The sequence below is a fragment of the Streptococcus pseudopneumoniae genome (assembly GCF_038148955.1).
Classification (GTDB): Bacteria; Bacillota; Bacilli; order Lactobacillales; family Streptococcaceae; genus Streptococcus; species Streptococcus pseudopneumoniae_T.
Genome location: NZ_JBBJZY010000008.1, coordinates 1 through 15,142, shown reverse-complemented (window position 1 = coordinate 15,142; position 15,142 = coordinate 1). Strand labels below are relative to the sequence as shown.

At 39.0% G+C, this 15,142-nt stretch carries 16 protein-coding genes; 14 read left to right on the top strand and 2 right to left on the bottom strand.

Going from position 1 to position 15,142, the window contains the following annotated elements:
- Window positions 1–18: 18 nt before the first annotated feature.
- Window positions 19–1,842, top strand: a complete 1,824-nt coding sequence (gene lepA, locus WKI23_RS04075) for a translation elongation factor 4 (RefSeq protein ID WP_368079036.1) — start codon at window positions 19–21, stop codon at window positions 1,840–1,842.
- A 79-nt stretch (window positions 1,843–1,921) separates the two neighbouring features.
- Here the strand turns inward: lepA and WKI23_RS04070 are convergent, their stop codons facing one another.
- Complete coding sequence (locus WKI23_RS04070; protein WP_368079035.1) at window positions 1,922–2,119, bottom strand: hypothetical protein; 198 nt, start codon at window positions 2,117–2,119, stop codon at window positions 1,922–1,924.
- A 180-nt stretch (window positions 2,120–2,299) separates the two neighbouring features.
- On the opposite strand from WKI23_RS04070, the gene WKI23_RS04065 reads away from it, so the two are divergent.
- From WKI23_RS04065 to WKI23_RS04005, 13 genes are all read left to right on the top strand, one after another.
- Window positions 2,300–2,776, top strand: coding sequence for a PTS sugar transporter subunit IIA (locus WKI23_RS04065; protein WP_000521974.1), 477 nt, complete (start codon window positions 2,300–2,302; stop codon window positions 2,774–2,776).
- A gap of 38 nt (window positions 2,777–2,814) precedes the next feature.
- Window positions 2,815–3,120 carry a PTS sugar transporter subunit IIB gene (locus WKI23_RS04060; RefSeq protein WP_000590550.1) on the top strand — a complete coding sequence of 102 codons (306 nt, stop codon included), beginning with the start codon at window positions 2,815–2,817 and terminating at the stop codon, window positions 3,118–3,120.
- Between the two features lie 47 nt (window positions 3,121–3,167).
- Window positions 3,168–4,643, top strand: a complete 1,476-nt coding sequence (locus WKI23_RS04055; RefSeq protein ID WP_368079034.1) for a PTS galactitol transporter subunit IIC — start codon at window positions 3,168–3,170, stop codon at window positions 4,641–4,643.
- A gap of 99 nt (window positions 4,644–4,742) precedes the next feature.
- Entirely contained in the window at window positions 4,743–5,639 is an 897-nt protein-coding gene (locus tag WKI23_RS04050) for an aldose 1-epimerase family protein (protein ID WP_368079033.1), read from the top strand.
- 155 nt (window positions 5,640–5,794) lie between these two features.
- A complete protein-coding gene (gene lacA / locus WKI23_RS04045; protein WP_000029277.1) occupies window positions 5,795–6,220 on the top strand; it encodes a galactose-6-phosphate isomerase subunit LacA in 426 nt (141 codons plus the stop codon).
- Between the two features lie 30 nt (window positions 6,221–6,250).
- A complete protein-coding gene (lacB, locus tag WKI23_RS04040; protein WP_001216918.1) occupies window positions 6,251–6,766 on the top strand; it encodes a galactose-6-phosphate isomerase subunit LacB in 516 nt (171 codons plus the stop codon).
- Window positions 6,767–6,776: 10 nt separating this feature from the next.
- On the top strand, window positions 6,777–7,706 hold the full coding sequence (locus tag WKI23_RS04035; RefSeq protein ID WP_172922417.1) for a tagatose-6-phosphate kinase: 930 nt from the start codon (window positions 6,777–6,779) through the stop codon (window positions 7,704–7,706).
- Between the two features lies 1 nt (window position 7,707).
- Window positions 7,708–8,688: a tagatose-bisphosphate aldolase gene (gene lacD, locus WKI23_RS04030; RefSeq protein ID WP_001229114.1), complete on the top strand. Its 981-nt coding sequence runs from the start codon at window positions 7,708–7,710 to the stop codon at window positions 8,686–8,688.
- A gap of 234 nt (window positions 8,689–8,922) precedes the next feature.
- Window positions 8,923–9,759 carry a PRD domain-containing protein gene (locus tag WKI23_RS04025; RefSeq protein ID WP_138704055.1) on the top strand — a complete coding sequence of 279 codons (837 nt, stop codon included), beginning with the start codon at window positions 8,923–8,925 and terminating at the stop codon, window positions 9,757–9,759.
- Window positions 9,760–9,794: 35 nt separating this feature from the next.
- Window positions 9,795–10,112, top strand: coding sequence for a PTS lactose/cellobiose transporter subunit IIA (locus WKI23_RS04020; protein WP_001078331.1), 318 nt, complete (start codon window positions 9,795–9,797; stop codon window positions 10,110–10,112).
- Window positions 10,112–11,803, top strand: a complete 1,692-nt coding sequence (locus WKI23_RS04015) for a lactose-specific PTS transporter subunit EIIC (protein WP_368079032.1) — start codon at window positions 10,112–10,114, stop codon at window positions 11,801–11,803. Before WKI23_RS04020 ends, WKI23_RS04015 begins: the two co-directional genes overlap by 1 nt.
- A 338-nt stretch (window positions 11,804–12,141) precedes the next feature.
- On the top strand, window positions 12,142–13,548 hold the full coding sequence (lacG, locus tag WKI23_RS04010) for a 6-phospho-beta-galactosidase (RefSeq protein WP_368079031.1): 1,407 nt from the start codon (window positions 12,142–12,144) through the stop codon (window positions 13,546–13,548).
- 42 nt (window positions 13,549–13,590) lie between these two features.
- Entirely contained in the window at window positions 13,591–13,848 is a 258-nt protein-coding gene (locus WKI23_RS04005; protein WP_368079030.1) for a DUF3884 family protein, read from the top strand.
- Window positions 13,849–14,138: 290 nt separating this feature from the next.
- On the opposite strand, the gene WKI23_RS04000 is transcribed toward WKI23_RS04005, so the two are convergent.
- A complete protein-coding gene (locus WKI23_RS04000) occupies window positions 14,139–14,900 on the bottom strand; it encodes a DeoR/GlpR family DNA-binding transcription regulator (RefSeq protein WP_050239714.1) in 762 nt (253 codons plus the stop codon).
- Window positions 14,901–15,142: the final 242 nt, after the last annotated feature.

Below are 15,142 nucleotides of genomic sequence, written 5' to 3'. Positions count from 1 at the left end.
CCTGAAAGGAAGAGAATCATGAACTTAGAAGAATTGAAAAAACGACAGGAGAAGATCCGTAACTTCTCTATTATCGCCCATATTGACCACGGGAAGTCGACTCTAGCAGACCGCATTTTGGAAAAAACAGAGACAGTTTCAAGTCGTGAAATGCAGGCCCAACTTTTGGATAGTATGGATTTAGAGCGAGAACGTGGGATTACCATTAAACTCAATGCCATCGAGCTCAATTACACTGCAAAAGATGGGGAAACTTATATTTTCCACTTGATTGACACGCCAGGGCACGTAGACTTTACCTATGAAGTTTCGCGTTCGCTAGCTGCCTGTGAGGGGGCGATTTTAGTGGTCGATGCTGCCCAAGGGATTGAAGCTCAAACCCTTGCCAATGTGTATCTTGCCTTGGACAATGATTTGGAAATCATGCCAGTTATTAACAAGATTGACCTGCCCGCTGCTGATCCTGAGCGCGTGCGTACAGAGATTGAAGATGTCATTGGTTTGGATGCTAGCGAAGCAGTTTTGGCTTCTGCCAAGGCTGGTATTGGGATCGAGGAAATCCTTGAGCAAATCGTAGAAAAAGTGCCAGCTCCAACAGGTGATGTGACGGCGCCACTGAAGGCCTTAATTTTTGACTCTGTTTACGATGCTTACCGTGGAGTTATTCTCCAAGTTCGCGTCATGGACGGAGTGGTCAAACCAGGCGATAAGATTCAGCTCATGAGCAATGGCAAGACCTTTGATGTTACGGAAGTAGGTATTTTTACACCTAAAGCAGTTGGTCGTGATTTCCTTGCGACTGGTGACGTTGGTTATATTGCGGCTTCTATCAAGACGGTTCAGGACACTCGTGTGGGGGATACCGTTACCTTGGCGACCAATCCTGCGGCAGAGCCCTTACATGGCTACAAGCAGATGAATCCTATGGTCTTTGCGGGTCTCTACCCAATTGAGTCAAACAAGTACAATGACCTTCGTGAAGCCCTTGAAAAATTGCAACTGAATGATGCCAGTCTTCAGTTTGAACCAGAAACATCTCAGGCACTTGGATTTGGTTTCCGTTGTGGTTTCCTCGGACTTCTTCATATGGATGTTATCCAAGAACGTTTGGAACGTGAGTTCAATATCGACCTCATCATGACAGCTCCGTCTGTTATCTATAAGGTTAATTTGACCGACGGTGAGTCTATGGATGTGTCAAACCCGTCTGAGTTCCCAGACCCAACCAAGATTGCGACCATTGAAGAACCTTATGTTAAAGCTCAAATCATGGTACCACAGGAATTTGTCGGAGCAGTGATGGAGCTAGCTCAGCGCAAGCGTGGGGACTTTGTGACTATGGATTATATCGATGATAATCGTGTTAATGTTATCTATCAAATACCACTCGCTGAAATCGTCTTTGACTTCTTTGATAAACTTAAGTCTTCAACACGTGGTTATGCAAGTTTTGACTACGAAGTGTCAGAGTATCGCCCATCTAAGCTAGTGAAAATGGATATACTTCTCAATGGAGACAAGGTGGATGCCCTCAGCTTTATCGTTCACAAGGATTTTGCTTACGAACGTGGGAAACTCATCGTTGATAAGCTCAAGAAAATTATCCCTCGTCAACAATTTGAGGTTCCCATCCAAGCAGCAATTGGACACAAAATTGTGGCTCGTACTGATATCAAGGCGCTTCGTAAGAACGTACTTGCCAAGTGTTACGGTGGTGACGTTTCTCGTAAACGTAAACTCCTTGAAAAACAAAAAGCTGGTAAGAAACGCATGAAAGCTATCGGATCAGTAGAAGTTCCGCAAGAAGCCTTCCTCAGCGTCTTGAGCATGGATGAAGAATAAGTTGTTTAATTGCCTTTCCTTCTTCATAGGAAATTTATATAAGAATCAATAGTAAAGCAGGCTTAAATGGTCTGCTTTTTTAGTTTTTATACTCTTCGAAAATCTCTTCAAACCACGTCAGCGTCGCCTTACCGTAGATATGGTTCCTGACTTCGTCAGTTTCATCTATAACCTCAAAACCATGTTTTGAGCTGACTTCGTCAGTTTCATCTACAACCTCAAAACAGTGTTTTGAGCAACCTGCGGCTAGCTTCCTAGTTTGCTCTTTGATTTTCATTGAGTATTAGAACAGAAAAAATGCTTGGAGTATTTGTTTGTGTGTTTATTTTTATATAACAAACTATAAACACAACAAAAATATAAAAAAAGAGACAAAAATCAACAGAAAACTATTGACAACGATTTCATATAGTGTTATACTTATGGCATAAAGTTAATGGAAAGAAGGGAAAACCTTATGGGATTAGATCATTTCTTTGACAAAAACCTTGTGTTTTGCTTAGAAGCGGATAATCAAGAACATCTCTTTGATCAGGTTGCAACTTTATTGGAAGAACGAGAAATCGTGACTCCAACCTATCGTGAAGCCTTGATCACGCGTGAAAAGTCATTTCCAACTGGCTTAGATATGGAATTTTTAGGCAAGGATTTGCCGAATGTGGCTATTCCTCATACAGATATTGTTCATAATCTAGCTGAAAAAGTTGTGGTCGTTCGATTAGAAAAACCAGTGACTTTCCACAATATGATTGCACCAGATAAGGAAGTAGAAGTATCCTTGCTCTTCTTTATCATCAATAACTCGAGTTCAAGTCAAACGAACATTCTTGCTCAGTTGATGGACTTCTTTACTGGAAATGGTCATCTTGAAGACCTATCAAAAATTTCTGAACCAGAAGCCCTCTATGCTTATATCGCTGAAGCAATTGCTTAATCTTGTCTATTAAAAATATTAAATTGGAGGAGATCCATATGATTAAAATTCTTGCTGCCTGCGGTGCAGGTGTTAATTCAAGCCACCAAATTAAAAGTGCTCTTGAAGAAGAACTTTCAAACCGTGGTTACGATGTTCACTGTGATGCAGTTATGGTCAAAGACGTTAATGAAGACCTTATCAAAGGTTATGACATCTTCACACCAATTGCTGCGACAGACCTTGGTTTTGACCCAGGTATTCCAGTTATCGAAGCTGGACCAATCTTATTCCGTATCCCAGCTATGAGTGCTCCAGTATATGATAATATTGAAGCAGCTATCAAAGAACACGGATTAAGCTAATTCTAATTTGTTAACATTCATATAACATAAAAAAGGGAGGAACTGTTATGGATGCAATCTTTGACCTAATCAAAGGCTTTTTCACACCTATCTTAGATATGGGTGGTCCTGTCATCATGTTGATCATTTTGACAGTATTGGCTTTACTTTTTGGAGTGAAATTCTCCAAAGCGCTTGAAGGTGGTATCAAACTTGCCATCGCTCTTACTGGTATCGGTGCTATCATCGGTATGCTAAATGGTGCTTTCTCAGCATCACTTGCAAAATTCGTTGAAAATACTGGTATTCAATTGAGTATTACCGACGTTGGTTGGGCACCACTTGCTACAATCACTTGGGGTTCTGCTTGGACACTTTACTTCTTGCTCATCATGTTGATTGTCAACGTAGTGATGCTTGCTATGAAGAAAACAGATACACTTGACGTTGATATCTTCGATATCTGGCACTTGTCTATCACAGGTCTTTTGATTAAATGGTATGCAGACAACAACGGTGTGAGCCAAGGGGTTTCACTATTGATTGCTACAGTAGCTATTGTACTTGTTGGGGTTCTTAAAATCATCAACTCTGACTTGATGAAACCTACATTTGATGACCTTCTTAATGCACCAAGTTCATCTCCAATGACTTCAACTCACATGAACTACATGATGAACCCAGTTATCATGGTTTTGGATAAGATTTTTGAAAAATTCTTCCCAGGTCTTGATAAATATGACTTTGATGCTGCAAAATTGAACAAGAAAATCGGTTTCTGGGGTTCTAAATTCTTTATCGGTTTCATCCTTGGTATCGTTATCGGTATTATGGGAACTCCACATCCAATTGCAGGAGTTGAAGATGCAGATAAATGGCGTCTTGTTATCAGAGGATGGTTGTCTCTTGGTTTGACTGCCGGTGTATCTTTGGAACTCTTCTCACTTATCGGTTCATGGTTCATCGCAGCCGTAGAACCACTTTCACAAGGTATTACAAACGTTGCTACTAAACGTCTTCAAGGACGTAAATTCAACATCGGTCTTGACTGGCCATTCATCGCTGGTCGTGCTGAAATCTGGGCTTGTGCCAACGTACTTGCACCAATTATGTTGGTTGAAGCGGTGCTTCTTTCAAAAGTCGGAAATGGTATCTTGCCACTTGCAGGTATCATCGCTATGGGTGTTACTCCAGCTCTCTTGGTTGTAACTCGTGGTAAATTGCTCCGTATGATCATCTTTGGAACACTCTTGTTGCCACTCTTCCTTCTTTCAGGTACACTTATCGCACCATTTGCAACAGAACTTGCTAAAGGTGTAGGTGCCTTCCCAGCAGGTGTGAGTGAAACTCAATTGATTACTCACTCTACTCTTGAAGGACCAATCGAAAAACTTCTTGGTTGGACAATTGGTAACACTACAACTGGTGATATCAAAGCAATCCTTGGTGCTGTAGTCTTCCTTGTATTCTATATCGGTATCTTTGCTTGGTACAGAAAACAAATGATCAAACGTAACGAAGAGTACGCAGCAAAAGCAAAATAATGCGCTCCTATAAAATGTAAATTGTTAAAGCTAGGTTGTCATACCGTTTAGGAGTGACAGCCTAGTTTTTTATAAACTATTAAGAAATCGGAGAAAATAATGGTAATTGAATTAAAATCAGAACAATTAAGAGTTCAATTTAACAGTTTTGGTGGGGCTCTTTCTTCTATAAAAGATGCTGAGGGAGTTGAGTATTTGTGGCAAGGGGATGCTACTTATTGGAGCGGACAAGCTCCTGTTCTCTTTCCTATTTGTGGTTCATTGAGAGAGGATACAGCCGTCTATATAGATGAGAAGGGTCAGGAAAGCAAAGGAAAGATTCCTCGTCATGGTCTGGTTCGTAAGAAAGAATTTGAATTAGTTGAACAGACAGACAAGAGTGTAACTTTTGCAATTGAAGACGATGAGAATAGCTATCAGAACTACCCTTATCATTTCCGCCTAGAAATCACTTATATCCTTACAGGAAAGACAGTACGGACTCAATACAAAATATTTAATAAAGAAACTAGCAAGGTCCTGCCTTATTTTATTGGTGGCCATCCAGGATTTAATTGTCCTCTACTGGATGATGAAGTCTATGAAGATTATTATCTAGAGTTTGAGAAAGAAGAAACTTGTTCTGTTCCACGCCCTTTCCCAGAAACGGGTATGCTGGATTTTCAAGATAGAAGTCCATGGCTAGAGGGGCAAAAAGAATTAGATCTTAATTATGATCTTTTCAGTATAGATGCAGTCACCTTAGATGAATTGCAATCTAGAACAATTGCGCTTCGTTCTCGTAAACATGATAAGGGATTGAAAGTGCACTTTGCAGAGTTTCCAAACCTCATCATCTGGTCAACTTTGAACAAGGGACCTTTCATTGCCTTTGAGCCATGGTCTGGCTTGTCAACATCCCTTGAAGAAGGAGATCATTTAGAAGATAAGAAGAATGTTCGTCTCTTAGAAGCCAATCAGGTTGAAGAATTAGGGTTTGAGATAGAAGTTTTATAAAAAAGTAAAAAATAAATAACAAAAACAAACATAAAGTGTTGACTTTTTCAAACAATAGTAGTATATTATGTTTGTGAGGACTAATTGACTGTTTTTTAAAGACAGCCAATACACTGCTGGAATCCAGCATAGAAAAATAAAAAGGAGTATACAATATGTCTATTGTTATCGGTGCAGATGCTGCAGGTTTGAGATTGAAAGAAGTTGTGAAAGACTTCTTGGAAAAAGAAAACTTCCACGTTGTGGATGTTACAGCTGAAGGTCAAGACTTTGTCGATGTGACTCTTGCTGTTGCTGCAGAAGTAAACAAAGAAGAACAAAACCTTGGTATCGTGATTGATGCTTATGGAGCTGGTCCATTTATGGTTGCAACTAAGATTAAAGGAATGGTTGCCGCAGAAGTTTCTGACGAACGTTCAGCTTATATGACTCGTGGACACAACAACTCACGTATGATCACTATGGGGGCACAACTTGTTGGTGATGAATTGGCTAAAAATATCGCTAAAGGATTTGTTAACGGTAAATACGATGGTGGACGTCACCAAATTCGTGTCGACATGTTGAACAAAATGTGCTAATTAGATTACAGTAAGAAAGGTAAGTTAAAAATGAGAATTGCAATTGGATGTGACCACATCGTAACAGATGAAAAAATGGCGGTTTCAGAATTTTTGAAATCAAAAGGATATGAAGTCATTGACTTTGGTACATATGACCATACACGTACTCACTACCCAATCTTTGGTAAAAAAGTAGGGGAAGCTGTAACTAGCGGTCAAGCTGATCTTGGTGTATGTATCTGTGGTACTGGTGTTGGTATCAACAACGCTGTAAATAAAGTTCCAGGTGTCCGTTCTGCCTTGGTTCGTGATATGACAACAGCCCTTTATGCTAAAGAACAATTGAACGCCAACGTTATCGGTTTTGGTGGTAAGATTACTGGTGAATTGCTTATGTGTGATATCATCGAAGCTTTCATCCATGCTGAATACAAACCAACTGAAGAAAACAAAAAATTGATTGCGAAAATTGAACACGTTGAAAGTCACAATGCTCAACAAACAGACGCAAACTTCTTCACTGAATTCCTTGAAAAATGGGATCGCGGAGAATACCACGACTAAGAGGTGACCTATGATTTTAACAGTCACAATGAACCCATCCATCGATATTTCCTATCCCTTGGATGAGTTGAAGATTGATACTGTCAATCGTGTGGTAGATGTAACCAAAACGGCTGGTGGTAAGGGACTCAATGTTACCCGAGTACTTTCAGAATTTGGAGATTCTGTTCTTGCTACTGGTTTAGTGGGTGGTAAACTTGGTGAGTTTTTGGTTGAAAATATCGATAATCAAGTAAAAAAAGATTTCTTCTCAATTCAGGGGGAAACTCGTAACTGTATCGCTATTCTTCATGGAGATAACCAAACAGAAGTTCTTGAAAAAGGTCCTGAAGTATTGGAACAGGAAGGTCAAGACTTTTTGGAACATTTCAAAAAACTCTTGGAGTCAGTTGAAGTAGTAGCTATCTCAGGTAGTCTGCCAGCTGGTCTTCCGGTTGATTACTATGCGAGCTTGGTAGAACTTGCTAATCAAGCTGGCAAGCCTGTTGTCTTGGACTGCTCTGGTGCAGCACTTCAGGCGGTTCTTGAATCACCACATAAACCAACAGTCATCAAACCAAATAATGAAGAATTGTCTCAACTTCTAGGAAGAGAAGTTTCTGAGGATTTGGATGAATTAAAAGAAGTCCTTCAAGAACCTTTGTTTGCAGGTATTGAATGGATTATCGTTTCACTTGGTGCCAACGGTGCTTTTGCCAAACATGGTGACACTTTCTACAAGGTAGATATTCCTAGAATTCAGGTGGTCAACCCTGTCGGATCTGGAGACTCTACTGTGGCAGGAATTTCTTCAGGACTGCTTCACAAAGAATCGGATGCAGAATTACTCATCAAGGCAAATGTCCTTGGTATGCTCAATGCTCAAGAAAAAATGACTGGTCATGTCAACATGGCCAACTATCAAGCTCTATATGATCAATTAATAGTAAAAGAGGTATAAAATGGCTTTAACAGAACAAAAACGTGCACGCTTAGAAAAACTTTCTGATGAAAATGGTATCATCTCAGCTCTTGCATTTGACCAACGCGGTGCTTTGAAACGCCTCATGGCTCAACACCAAACAGAAGAACCAACAGTGGCTCAAATGGAAGAATTAAAAGTCTTGGTAGCAGATGAATTGACTAAATACGCTTCATCTATGCTTCTTGACCCTGAGTATGGACTTCCAGCAACTAAAGCTCTTGATGAAAAAGCTGGTCTTCTCCTTGCTTATGAAAAAACAGGTTATGACACAACAAGCACAAAACGCTTGCCAGACTGCTTGGATGTTTGGTCTGCAAAACGTATTAAAGAAGAAGGTGCAGATGCAGTTAAATTCTTGCTTTACTATGATGTAGATAGCTCAGACGAACTTAACCAAGAAAAACAAGCTTACATCGAACGTATCGGTTCTGAGTGTGTGGCTGAAGATATCCCATTCTTCCTTGAAATCCTTGCTTACGATGAAAAAATTGCTGATGCTGGTTCTGTAGAATACGCTAAAGTAAAACCACACAAAGTTATCGGTGCTATGAAAGTCTTCTCAGACCCACGTTTTAACATTGATGTCTTGAAAGTTGAAGTTCCTGTTAACATTAAATATGTTGAAGGCTTCGCTGAAGGTGAAGTAGTTTATACACGTGAAGAAGCAGCAGCCTTCTTCAAAGCACAAGATGAAGCAACTAACTTGCCATATATCTACTTAAGTGCTGGTGTATCAGCTAAACTCTTCCAAGATACTCTTGTATTTGCTCATGAATCAGGTGCAAACTTCAATGGTGTTCTTTGTGGCCGTGCTACATGGGCTGGATCAGTTGAAGCATACATCAAAGATGGTGAAGCAGCAGCTCGCGAATGGCTTCGCACAACTGGTTTTGAAAACATTGACGAACTCAATAAAGTTCTTCAAACAACAGCGACTTCATGGAAAGAACGCGTGTAAGAAAGTCCTTCTAGTTTAGGAACATGAATCTAAAAAAATTTTTAAAAAAGTTATATGTAAAGGTTTACAAAACAACTTACTTGTGCTATACTTAAATCACAAGTTAATACAAGGTGAGTGTTACTAAGTAAGATTAGGCATGATCACAGGTGAATTAGAAATCGGCTGATTTTCTAGTTCATTTGTGGTCATTTTTTATACTCATATACCTTTAAGATATAAAAGGAGGTTGACATGTATCGAATTCTAAATCCAATGAATCACAATGTCTCGCTTGTTAGAAATGATAAAGGAGAAGAAGTGATTGTAATTGGTAAGGGGATTGCATTTGGAAAGAAGAAGGGAGATTTGATTGCTGAAAATCAGGTTGAGAAAATCTTTCGGATGAAGACCGAAGAGTCCAGAGAAAACTTTATGGCTCTCCTCAAAGATGTTCCGCTTGATTTTATCACAGTGACCTATGAAATCATTGATAAGCTATCAAAGAAATATCACTATCCTATTCAAGAGTATCTCTATGTAACCTTGACAGATCATATTTACTGTTCTTATCAAGCTCTAGCACAAGGAAGGTACAAGGATAGTAATTTGCCAGATATTTCCGCTAAGTATCCTGTCGCTTTTCAAATCGCAAATGAAGCTTTTGAAATTTACCGTCAGAAGCTAGCAGATCATTTTCCTGAGGACGAAATTATTCGGATTGCTTATCATTTCATCAATGCCGAAGGCGAGAATGAAGTGGAACTTGTGGAGTCGATTGATAAGAGGAAAGAAATTCTCAGGAATGTTGAAGAAGTGCTAAAGGGTTATGCAATTCAACGAACTAAAAAGAATAACCATTTCTATGATCGCTTTATGATCCATTTGAATTATTTCTTGGATTATTTAGACAGATCTAGAGATGATAACCAATCACTTCTGGATATGGAAGATCATATTAAACAATCCTATCCAAAAGCGTTCGAGATTGGTTCCAAGATCTATGATGTGATTACGCAACATACGGGTCTTGATTTGTATAAAAGTGAACGAGTTTATCTAGTTCTACATATCCAACGTTTATTGTCATAAAAATTTATTTAAAATTATATAAGGAGAATTCTATCATGAATAGAGAAGAAGTAACATTGTTAGGTTTTGAAATCGTAGCCTATGCTGGCGATGCTCGTTCAAAACTATTGGAAGCCTTGAAGGCTGCTGAAGCTGGTGATTTTGAAAAAGCGGACGCTCTGGTAGAGGAAGCTGGTAGCTGTATTGCAGAGGCTCATCACGCGCAAACAAGTCTATTGACTAAGGAAGCTTCTGGTGAGGATTTAGCATATAGTGTGACCATGATGCATGGACAAGACCACTTGATGACAACCATCTTGTTAAAAGATTTGATGCACCACTTAATCGAACTTTATAAGAGAGGAGTTAAATAATGAACAAACTAATTGCATTTATTGAGAAAGGAAAACCTTTCTTTGAGAAATTATCTCGTAATATCTATCTTCGTGCTATTCGTGATGGTTTCATTGCAGGTATGCCTGTTATTCTCTTCTCAAGTATCTTTATCTTGATTGCTTTTGTACCAAACTCATGGGGCTTTAAATGGTCTGATGAAGTTGTAGCCTTTCTGATGAAACCTTATAGCTATTCTATGGGCATTCTGGCTCTCTTGGTAGCTGGTACAACAGCTAAGTCATTGACCGATTCAGTAAACCGTAGCATGGAGAAAACCAATCAAATCAACTATATGTCAACGCTGTTGGCAGCAATTGTTGGTTTGTTGATGTTGGCAGCTGATCCTATCGAAAATGGTCTAGCTACTGGATTCTTGGGGACAAAAGGTTTGCTTTCAGCCTTCCTTGCTGCCTTTGTTACCGTAGCCATCTATAAGGTTTGTGTTAAGAATAACGTCACTATTCGTATGCCTGACGAAGTTCCACCAAATATCTCACAAGTCTTTAAAGATGTGATTCCATTCACTCTATCAGTGGTTTCTCTTTATGCTCTTGATTTACTAGCTCGTCATTTTGTTGGTTCTAGTGTGGCAGAATCAATCGGTAAATTCTTTGCTCCATTATTCTCTGCAGCTGATGGCTATCTTGGTATTACGATTATCTTTGGTGCCTTTGCCTTCTTCTGGTTTGTTGGTATTCATGGTCCATCTATCGTTGAACCAGCTATCGCAGCTATTACCTATGCAAATGCTGAAGTCAACTTGAACCTTCTCCAACAAGGTATGCACGCTGACAAGATTCTTACTTCTGGTACACAAATGTTTATCGTTACCATGGGTGGTACTGGTGCAACACTGGTTGTTCCTTTCATGTTCATGTGGTTGACAAAATCGAAACGTAACCGTGCAATCGGACGTGCTTCAGTAGTTCCTACCTTCTTTGGTGTAAATGAACCAATCTTGTTTGGTGCACCGCTTGTATTGAATCCGATTTTCTTCATTCCATTTATCTTTGCTCCAATCGCAAACGTTTGGATCTTCAAATTCTTTATTGAAACACTTGGAATGAACTCATTTACTGCTAATCTACCATGGACAACTCCAGCTCCACTAGGTCTAGTTCTTGGAACTAACTTCCAAGTTCTATCATTTATTCTTGCTGCCCTTCTAATCGTGGTTGACGTAGTCATTTACTATCCATTCCTTAAAGTCTATGATGAACAAATTCTCGAAGAAGAGCGTTCAGGTAAATCTAATGATGAGTTGAAAGAAAAAGTTGCTTCAAACTTCAACACTGCAAAAGCAGATGCTATTCTTGAGAAAGCGGGCGTAGAAGCAGCACAAAATAAAATCACTGAAGAAACAAATGTCCTCGTTCTCTGTGCAGGTGGAGGTACAAGTGGTCTCCTTGCAAATGCTTTGAACAAGGCAGCTGCAGAATACAATGTTCCTGTGAAAGCAGCAGCAGGTGGCTATGGTGCTCACCGTGAAATGTTGCCAGAGTTTGATCTAGTTATCCTTGCACCTCAAGTTGCTTCAAACTTTGAAGACATGAAAGCAGAAACTGATAAACTTGGTATTAAACTTGCGAAAACAGAAGGCGCTCAATACATCAAATTAACCCGTGATGGAAAAGGTGCTCTAGCATTCGTGCAAGCGCAATTCGATTAACGATAGGGACTATGAAATAGTCTCCTCTCGTTACGGAAATCGCTATGGCGAATTTCCTAATCGCCTTGTTAATTCGTCGGTAAAAAGATATTGTTTTTACCTTCTCATGTCACAATTCGATTAAGGCTAGGGACTGTGAAACAGTCTCCTCTCGTTACGGAAATCGCTATGGCGAATTTCCTAATCGCCTTGTTAATTCGTCGGTAAAAAGATATCGTTTTTACCTCCTCATGTCACAATTCGGTGACTTGGTACAAGAAGTGAGATGGAGAAGGATGGCTCACTGACTCCTCTCCTCTCACTTTTACTTTATTTAAATCAAGAAATAGGTGAAAAAAATGACAAAAACACTTCCCAAAGACTTTATTTTTGGTGGCGCAACAGCTGCCTATCAAGCAGAAGGTGCTACACATACTGATGGTAAAGGACCAGTTGCTTGGGATAAATATCTTGAAGATAACTACTGGTACACTGCCGAACCAGCCAGTGATTTTTACAATCGATATCCAGTTGACCTCAAGCTAGCAGAAGAGTATGGTGTCAATGGCATTCGAATTTCTATTGCCTGGTCACGTATTTTCCCAACTGGTTACGGTCAAGTAAATCAAAAGGGTGTTGAGTATTATCATAATCTATTTGCAGAGTGTCACAAACGTCATGTTGAGCCCTTTGTAACTCTTCATCACTTTGATACGCCAGAAGCTCTACATTCAAATGGAGACTTCTTAAACCGTGAAAATATCGAACACTTTGTAGACTACGCTGCCTTCTGTTTTGAAGAATTTCCAGAAGTAAACTATTGGACAACCTTTAATGAAATTGGGCCAATCGGTGATGGTCAATACTTGGTTGGTAAATTCCCTCCAGGTATTCAGTACGATCTTGCTAAAGTTTTCCAATCGCACCACAATATGATGGTGTCTCATGCACGCGCTGTAAAACTATATAAAGATAAAGGATATAAAGGTGAAATTGGTGTTGTTCACGCTCTGCCAACCAAGTACCCACTTAATCCTGAAAATCCTGCAGATGTTATTGCGGCAGAGTTGGAGGACATTATCCATAATAAATTTATCTTGGATGCAACTTATCTGGGTCACTACTCTGAAAAGACTCTGGCAGGGGTAGAGGCTATCTTGGCTGCCAATGGTGGTAGCTTGGATCTTCGTGAAGAAGATTTCACAGCATTAGAAGCTGCAAAAGACTTGAACGACTTCCTTGGAATCAATTACTATATGAGTGACTGGATGGAAGCCTTTGATGGAGAAACAGAAATCATTCATAATGGTAAAGGTGAGAAAGGAAGCTCTAAATACCAAATCAAAGGTGTTGGTCGTCGTGTAGCTCCTGATTATGTACCACGTACGGATTGGGATTGGATTATCTACCCTCAAGGTTTGTATGACCAAATCATGCGCGTGAAGAAAGATTATCCCAACTACAAGAAGATTTACATCACTGAAAATGGTCTCGGCTATAAAGATGAGTTCGTTGATAACACTGTTTACGATGATGGCCGTATTGATTATGTCAAACAACACTTGGAAGTGTTATCTGATGCGATTGCAGATGGCGCTAATGTAAAAGGTTACTTCATTTGGTCATTGATGGACGTCTTCTCTTGGTCAAATGGTTATGAGAAACGTTACGGTCTCTTCTATGTAGACTTTGAAACGCAAGAACGTTATCCGAAGAAATCAGCTCACTGGTACAAGAAAGTAGCGGAAACTCAAGTGATTGAGTAGTAGAATGAGTCATTAGATATAGAATTCTAGTGAGGCAAAAAGATGTTCAAAAATTTTATCCAATCTATTTATGAAAAAGTTTATATTATCAACTTTGAAAAATGCTTTCAAATACCGTGTTTGACGAATGAAGAACTGAAAAGCCTTGGGAAATGGTATGTCTCGACCGGTAAAGAATGGATTTGTCATTCAGACTATGAGCTGGAAGAATTTAAAAATCTATTTTTAAATTTTATCAATCCTGAAGAACGGGATACTATCTCCTTTGATTCAGATTTTATGCCGTTTCAACAATCGTAACCAATTTCCAAAAAGTTAAATCTTATATTTAGTACTCTGCAAAACTTTTATCTAATCACGTTGCTTATACTCAATGAAAATCAAAGAGCAACTTTAAACTAGAAAGCGAGTCGCAGATTTCTCAATGCATAGCTTTGAGGTTGCAGATAAAGCAATTGAGCAAAAAGTCTTTAACGCAGAAAAACGCATAATATCAGGTGTTGAAAAACCTTGATACTATGCGTTTTATTGTGGGAAGATTTACTTTTTTTCTTCTGAAATTGAGTTGTTACCCAGAATCTTTCAGTTGATTAAGGCTTGATGACTTTAGTAAGTTTAGATAGCTCAAAAAGGATTGAATCACTTAGTTTAGAATCTGAAACAATAGTATCAAGATTTGATACATTATAAAAAGTATAAAAATCAAACTTATTGAACTTACTATGATCTGCGAGTAAATATTTTTTATTAGAATTATTTAAAGCGATGCGTTGAGCCTCTCCCTCTTCCTCGCTAAAAGTAGCTAGAGCTCCGTTTTGAATACCATTACAGCTAACGAAAGCTTTAGAAAATTGGAGATTAGAGAGATTTTGTAGGGTCAATGTGCCAACAAAAGCACCTGTAATATCGCGATAATTTCCACCTATCAAAATCAAATCTGTTAATTTTCGTTCGCTTAAAATCAGAAAAACAGGTAGACTGTTGGTCACGACGCGGATATTGTCAATAGGCAATTCGCGCGCAAAAAATTCTAATGTTGTTCCTGGTCCAATGAAAATAGTTTCTCTTTCTTCTACTAGACTGCCTGCAAAACGGGCTATTTCTTGTTTTTCTGCCGTTTGGAGGGCTTGTTTTTCAATATTTGATCGCTCATTAGTCAAAAGGGAGTTGGTTCGAAGTTTTTCAGCTCCACCATGGACACGAATCAGCAAATCTTTATCAGCCAATTCCTGTAAATAGCGCCTTGCAGTCATATCTGAAACAGCTATTTCGTCCATAATCTGTTTAACCGTTATGGTTCCTTTACTATTTACTGTCTCTAAAATTTTGGCTAATTTTTCTTGTTTGAGCATATTATCACCTCGTTTCCTACTACTATCTTACCATAAACTAGCTCATCATTCAAATACAAAAACAACAAAATAAAACAAAAACAAAAATATCGAGGTTTATTTTCAAAACTTCGATATTTTATTAGATTATTATTTTGTTGTTTCTAGTTTACTTTTTGATGGTTAAGAGTGGTGGATAATTATACTCAATGAAAATCAAAGAGCAAACTAGGAAGCTAGCCGCAGGTTGCTCAAAACACAGT

What these genes read in the sequence shown, in the direction of transcription:
- WKI23_RS04050 (WP_368079033.1), top strand. Translation starts at nt 4,743, where the DNA reads ATGGTAATTGAATTAAAATCAGAACAATTAAGAGTTCAATTTAACAGT.
- WKI23_RS04020 (WP_001078331.1), top strand. Translation starts at nt 9,795, where the DNA reads ATGAATAGAGAAGAAGTAACATTGTTAGGTTTTGAAATCGTAGCCTAT.
- WKI23_RS04015 (WP_368079032.1), top strand. Translation starts at nt 10,112, where the DNA reads ATGAACAAACTAATTGCATTTATTGAGAAAGGAAAACCTTTCTTTGAG.
- lacB (WP_001216918.1), top strand. Translation starts at nt 6,251, where the DNA reads ATGAGAATTGCAATTGGATGTGACCACATCGTAACAGATGAAAAAATG.
- WKI23_RS04060 (WP_000590550.1), top strand. Translation starts at nt 2,815, where the DNA reads ATGATTAAAATTCTTGCTGCCTGCGGTGCAGGTGTTAATTCAAGCCAC.
- WKI23_RS04005 (WP_368079030.1), top strand. Translation starts at nt 13,591, where the DNA reads ATGTTCAAAAATTTTATCCAATCTATTTATGAAAAAGTTTATATTATC.
- lacA (WP_000029277.1), top strand. Translation starts at nt 5,795, where the DNA reads ATGTCTATTGTTATCGGTGCAGATGCTGCAGGTTTGAGATTGAAAGAA.
- WKI23_RS04000 (WP_050239714.1), bottom strand. Translation starts at nt 14,900, where the DNA reads ATGCTCAAACAAGAAAAATTAGCCAAAATTTTAGAGACAGTAAATAGT.
- WKI23_RS04055 (WP_368079034.1), top strand. Translation starts at nt 3,168, where the DNA reads ATGGATGCAATCTTTGACCTAATCAAAGGCTTTTTCACACCTATCTTA.
- WKI23_RS04065 (WP_000521974.1), top strand. Translation starts at nt 2,300, where the DNA reads ATGGGATTAGATCATTTCTTTGACAAAAACCTTGTGTTTTGCTTAGAA.
- WKI23_RS04035 (WP_172922417.1), top strand. Translation starts at nt 6,777, where the DNA reads ATGATTTTAACAGTCACAATGAACCCATCCATCGATATTTCCTATCCC.
- lacD (WP_001229114.1), top strand. Translation starts at nt 7,708, where the DNA reads ATGGCTTTAACAGAACAAAAACGTGCACGCTTAGAAAAACTTTCTGAT.
- WKI23_RS04025 (WP_138704055.1), top strand. Translation starts at nt 8,923, where the DNA reads ATGTATCGAATTCTAAATCCAATGAATCACAATGTCTCGCTTGTTAGA.
- lepA (WP_368079036.1), top strand. Translation starts at nt 19, where the DNA reads ATGAACTTAGAAGAATTGAAAAAACGACAGGAGAAGATCCGTAACTTC.
- lacG (WP_368079031.1), top strand. Translation starts at nt 12,142, where the DNA reads ATGACAAAAACACTTCCCAAAGACTTTATTTTTGGTGGCGCAACAGCT.
- WKI23_RS04070 (WP_368079035.1), bottom strand. Translation starts at nt 2,119, where the DNA reads ATGAAAATCAAAGAGCAAACTAGGAAGCTAGCCGCAGGTTGCTCAAAA.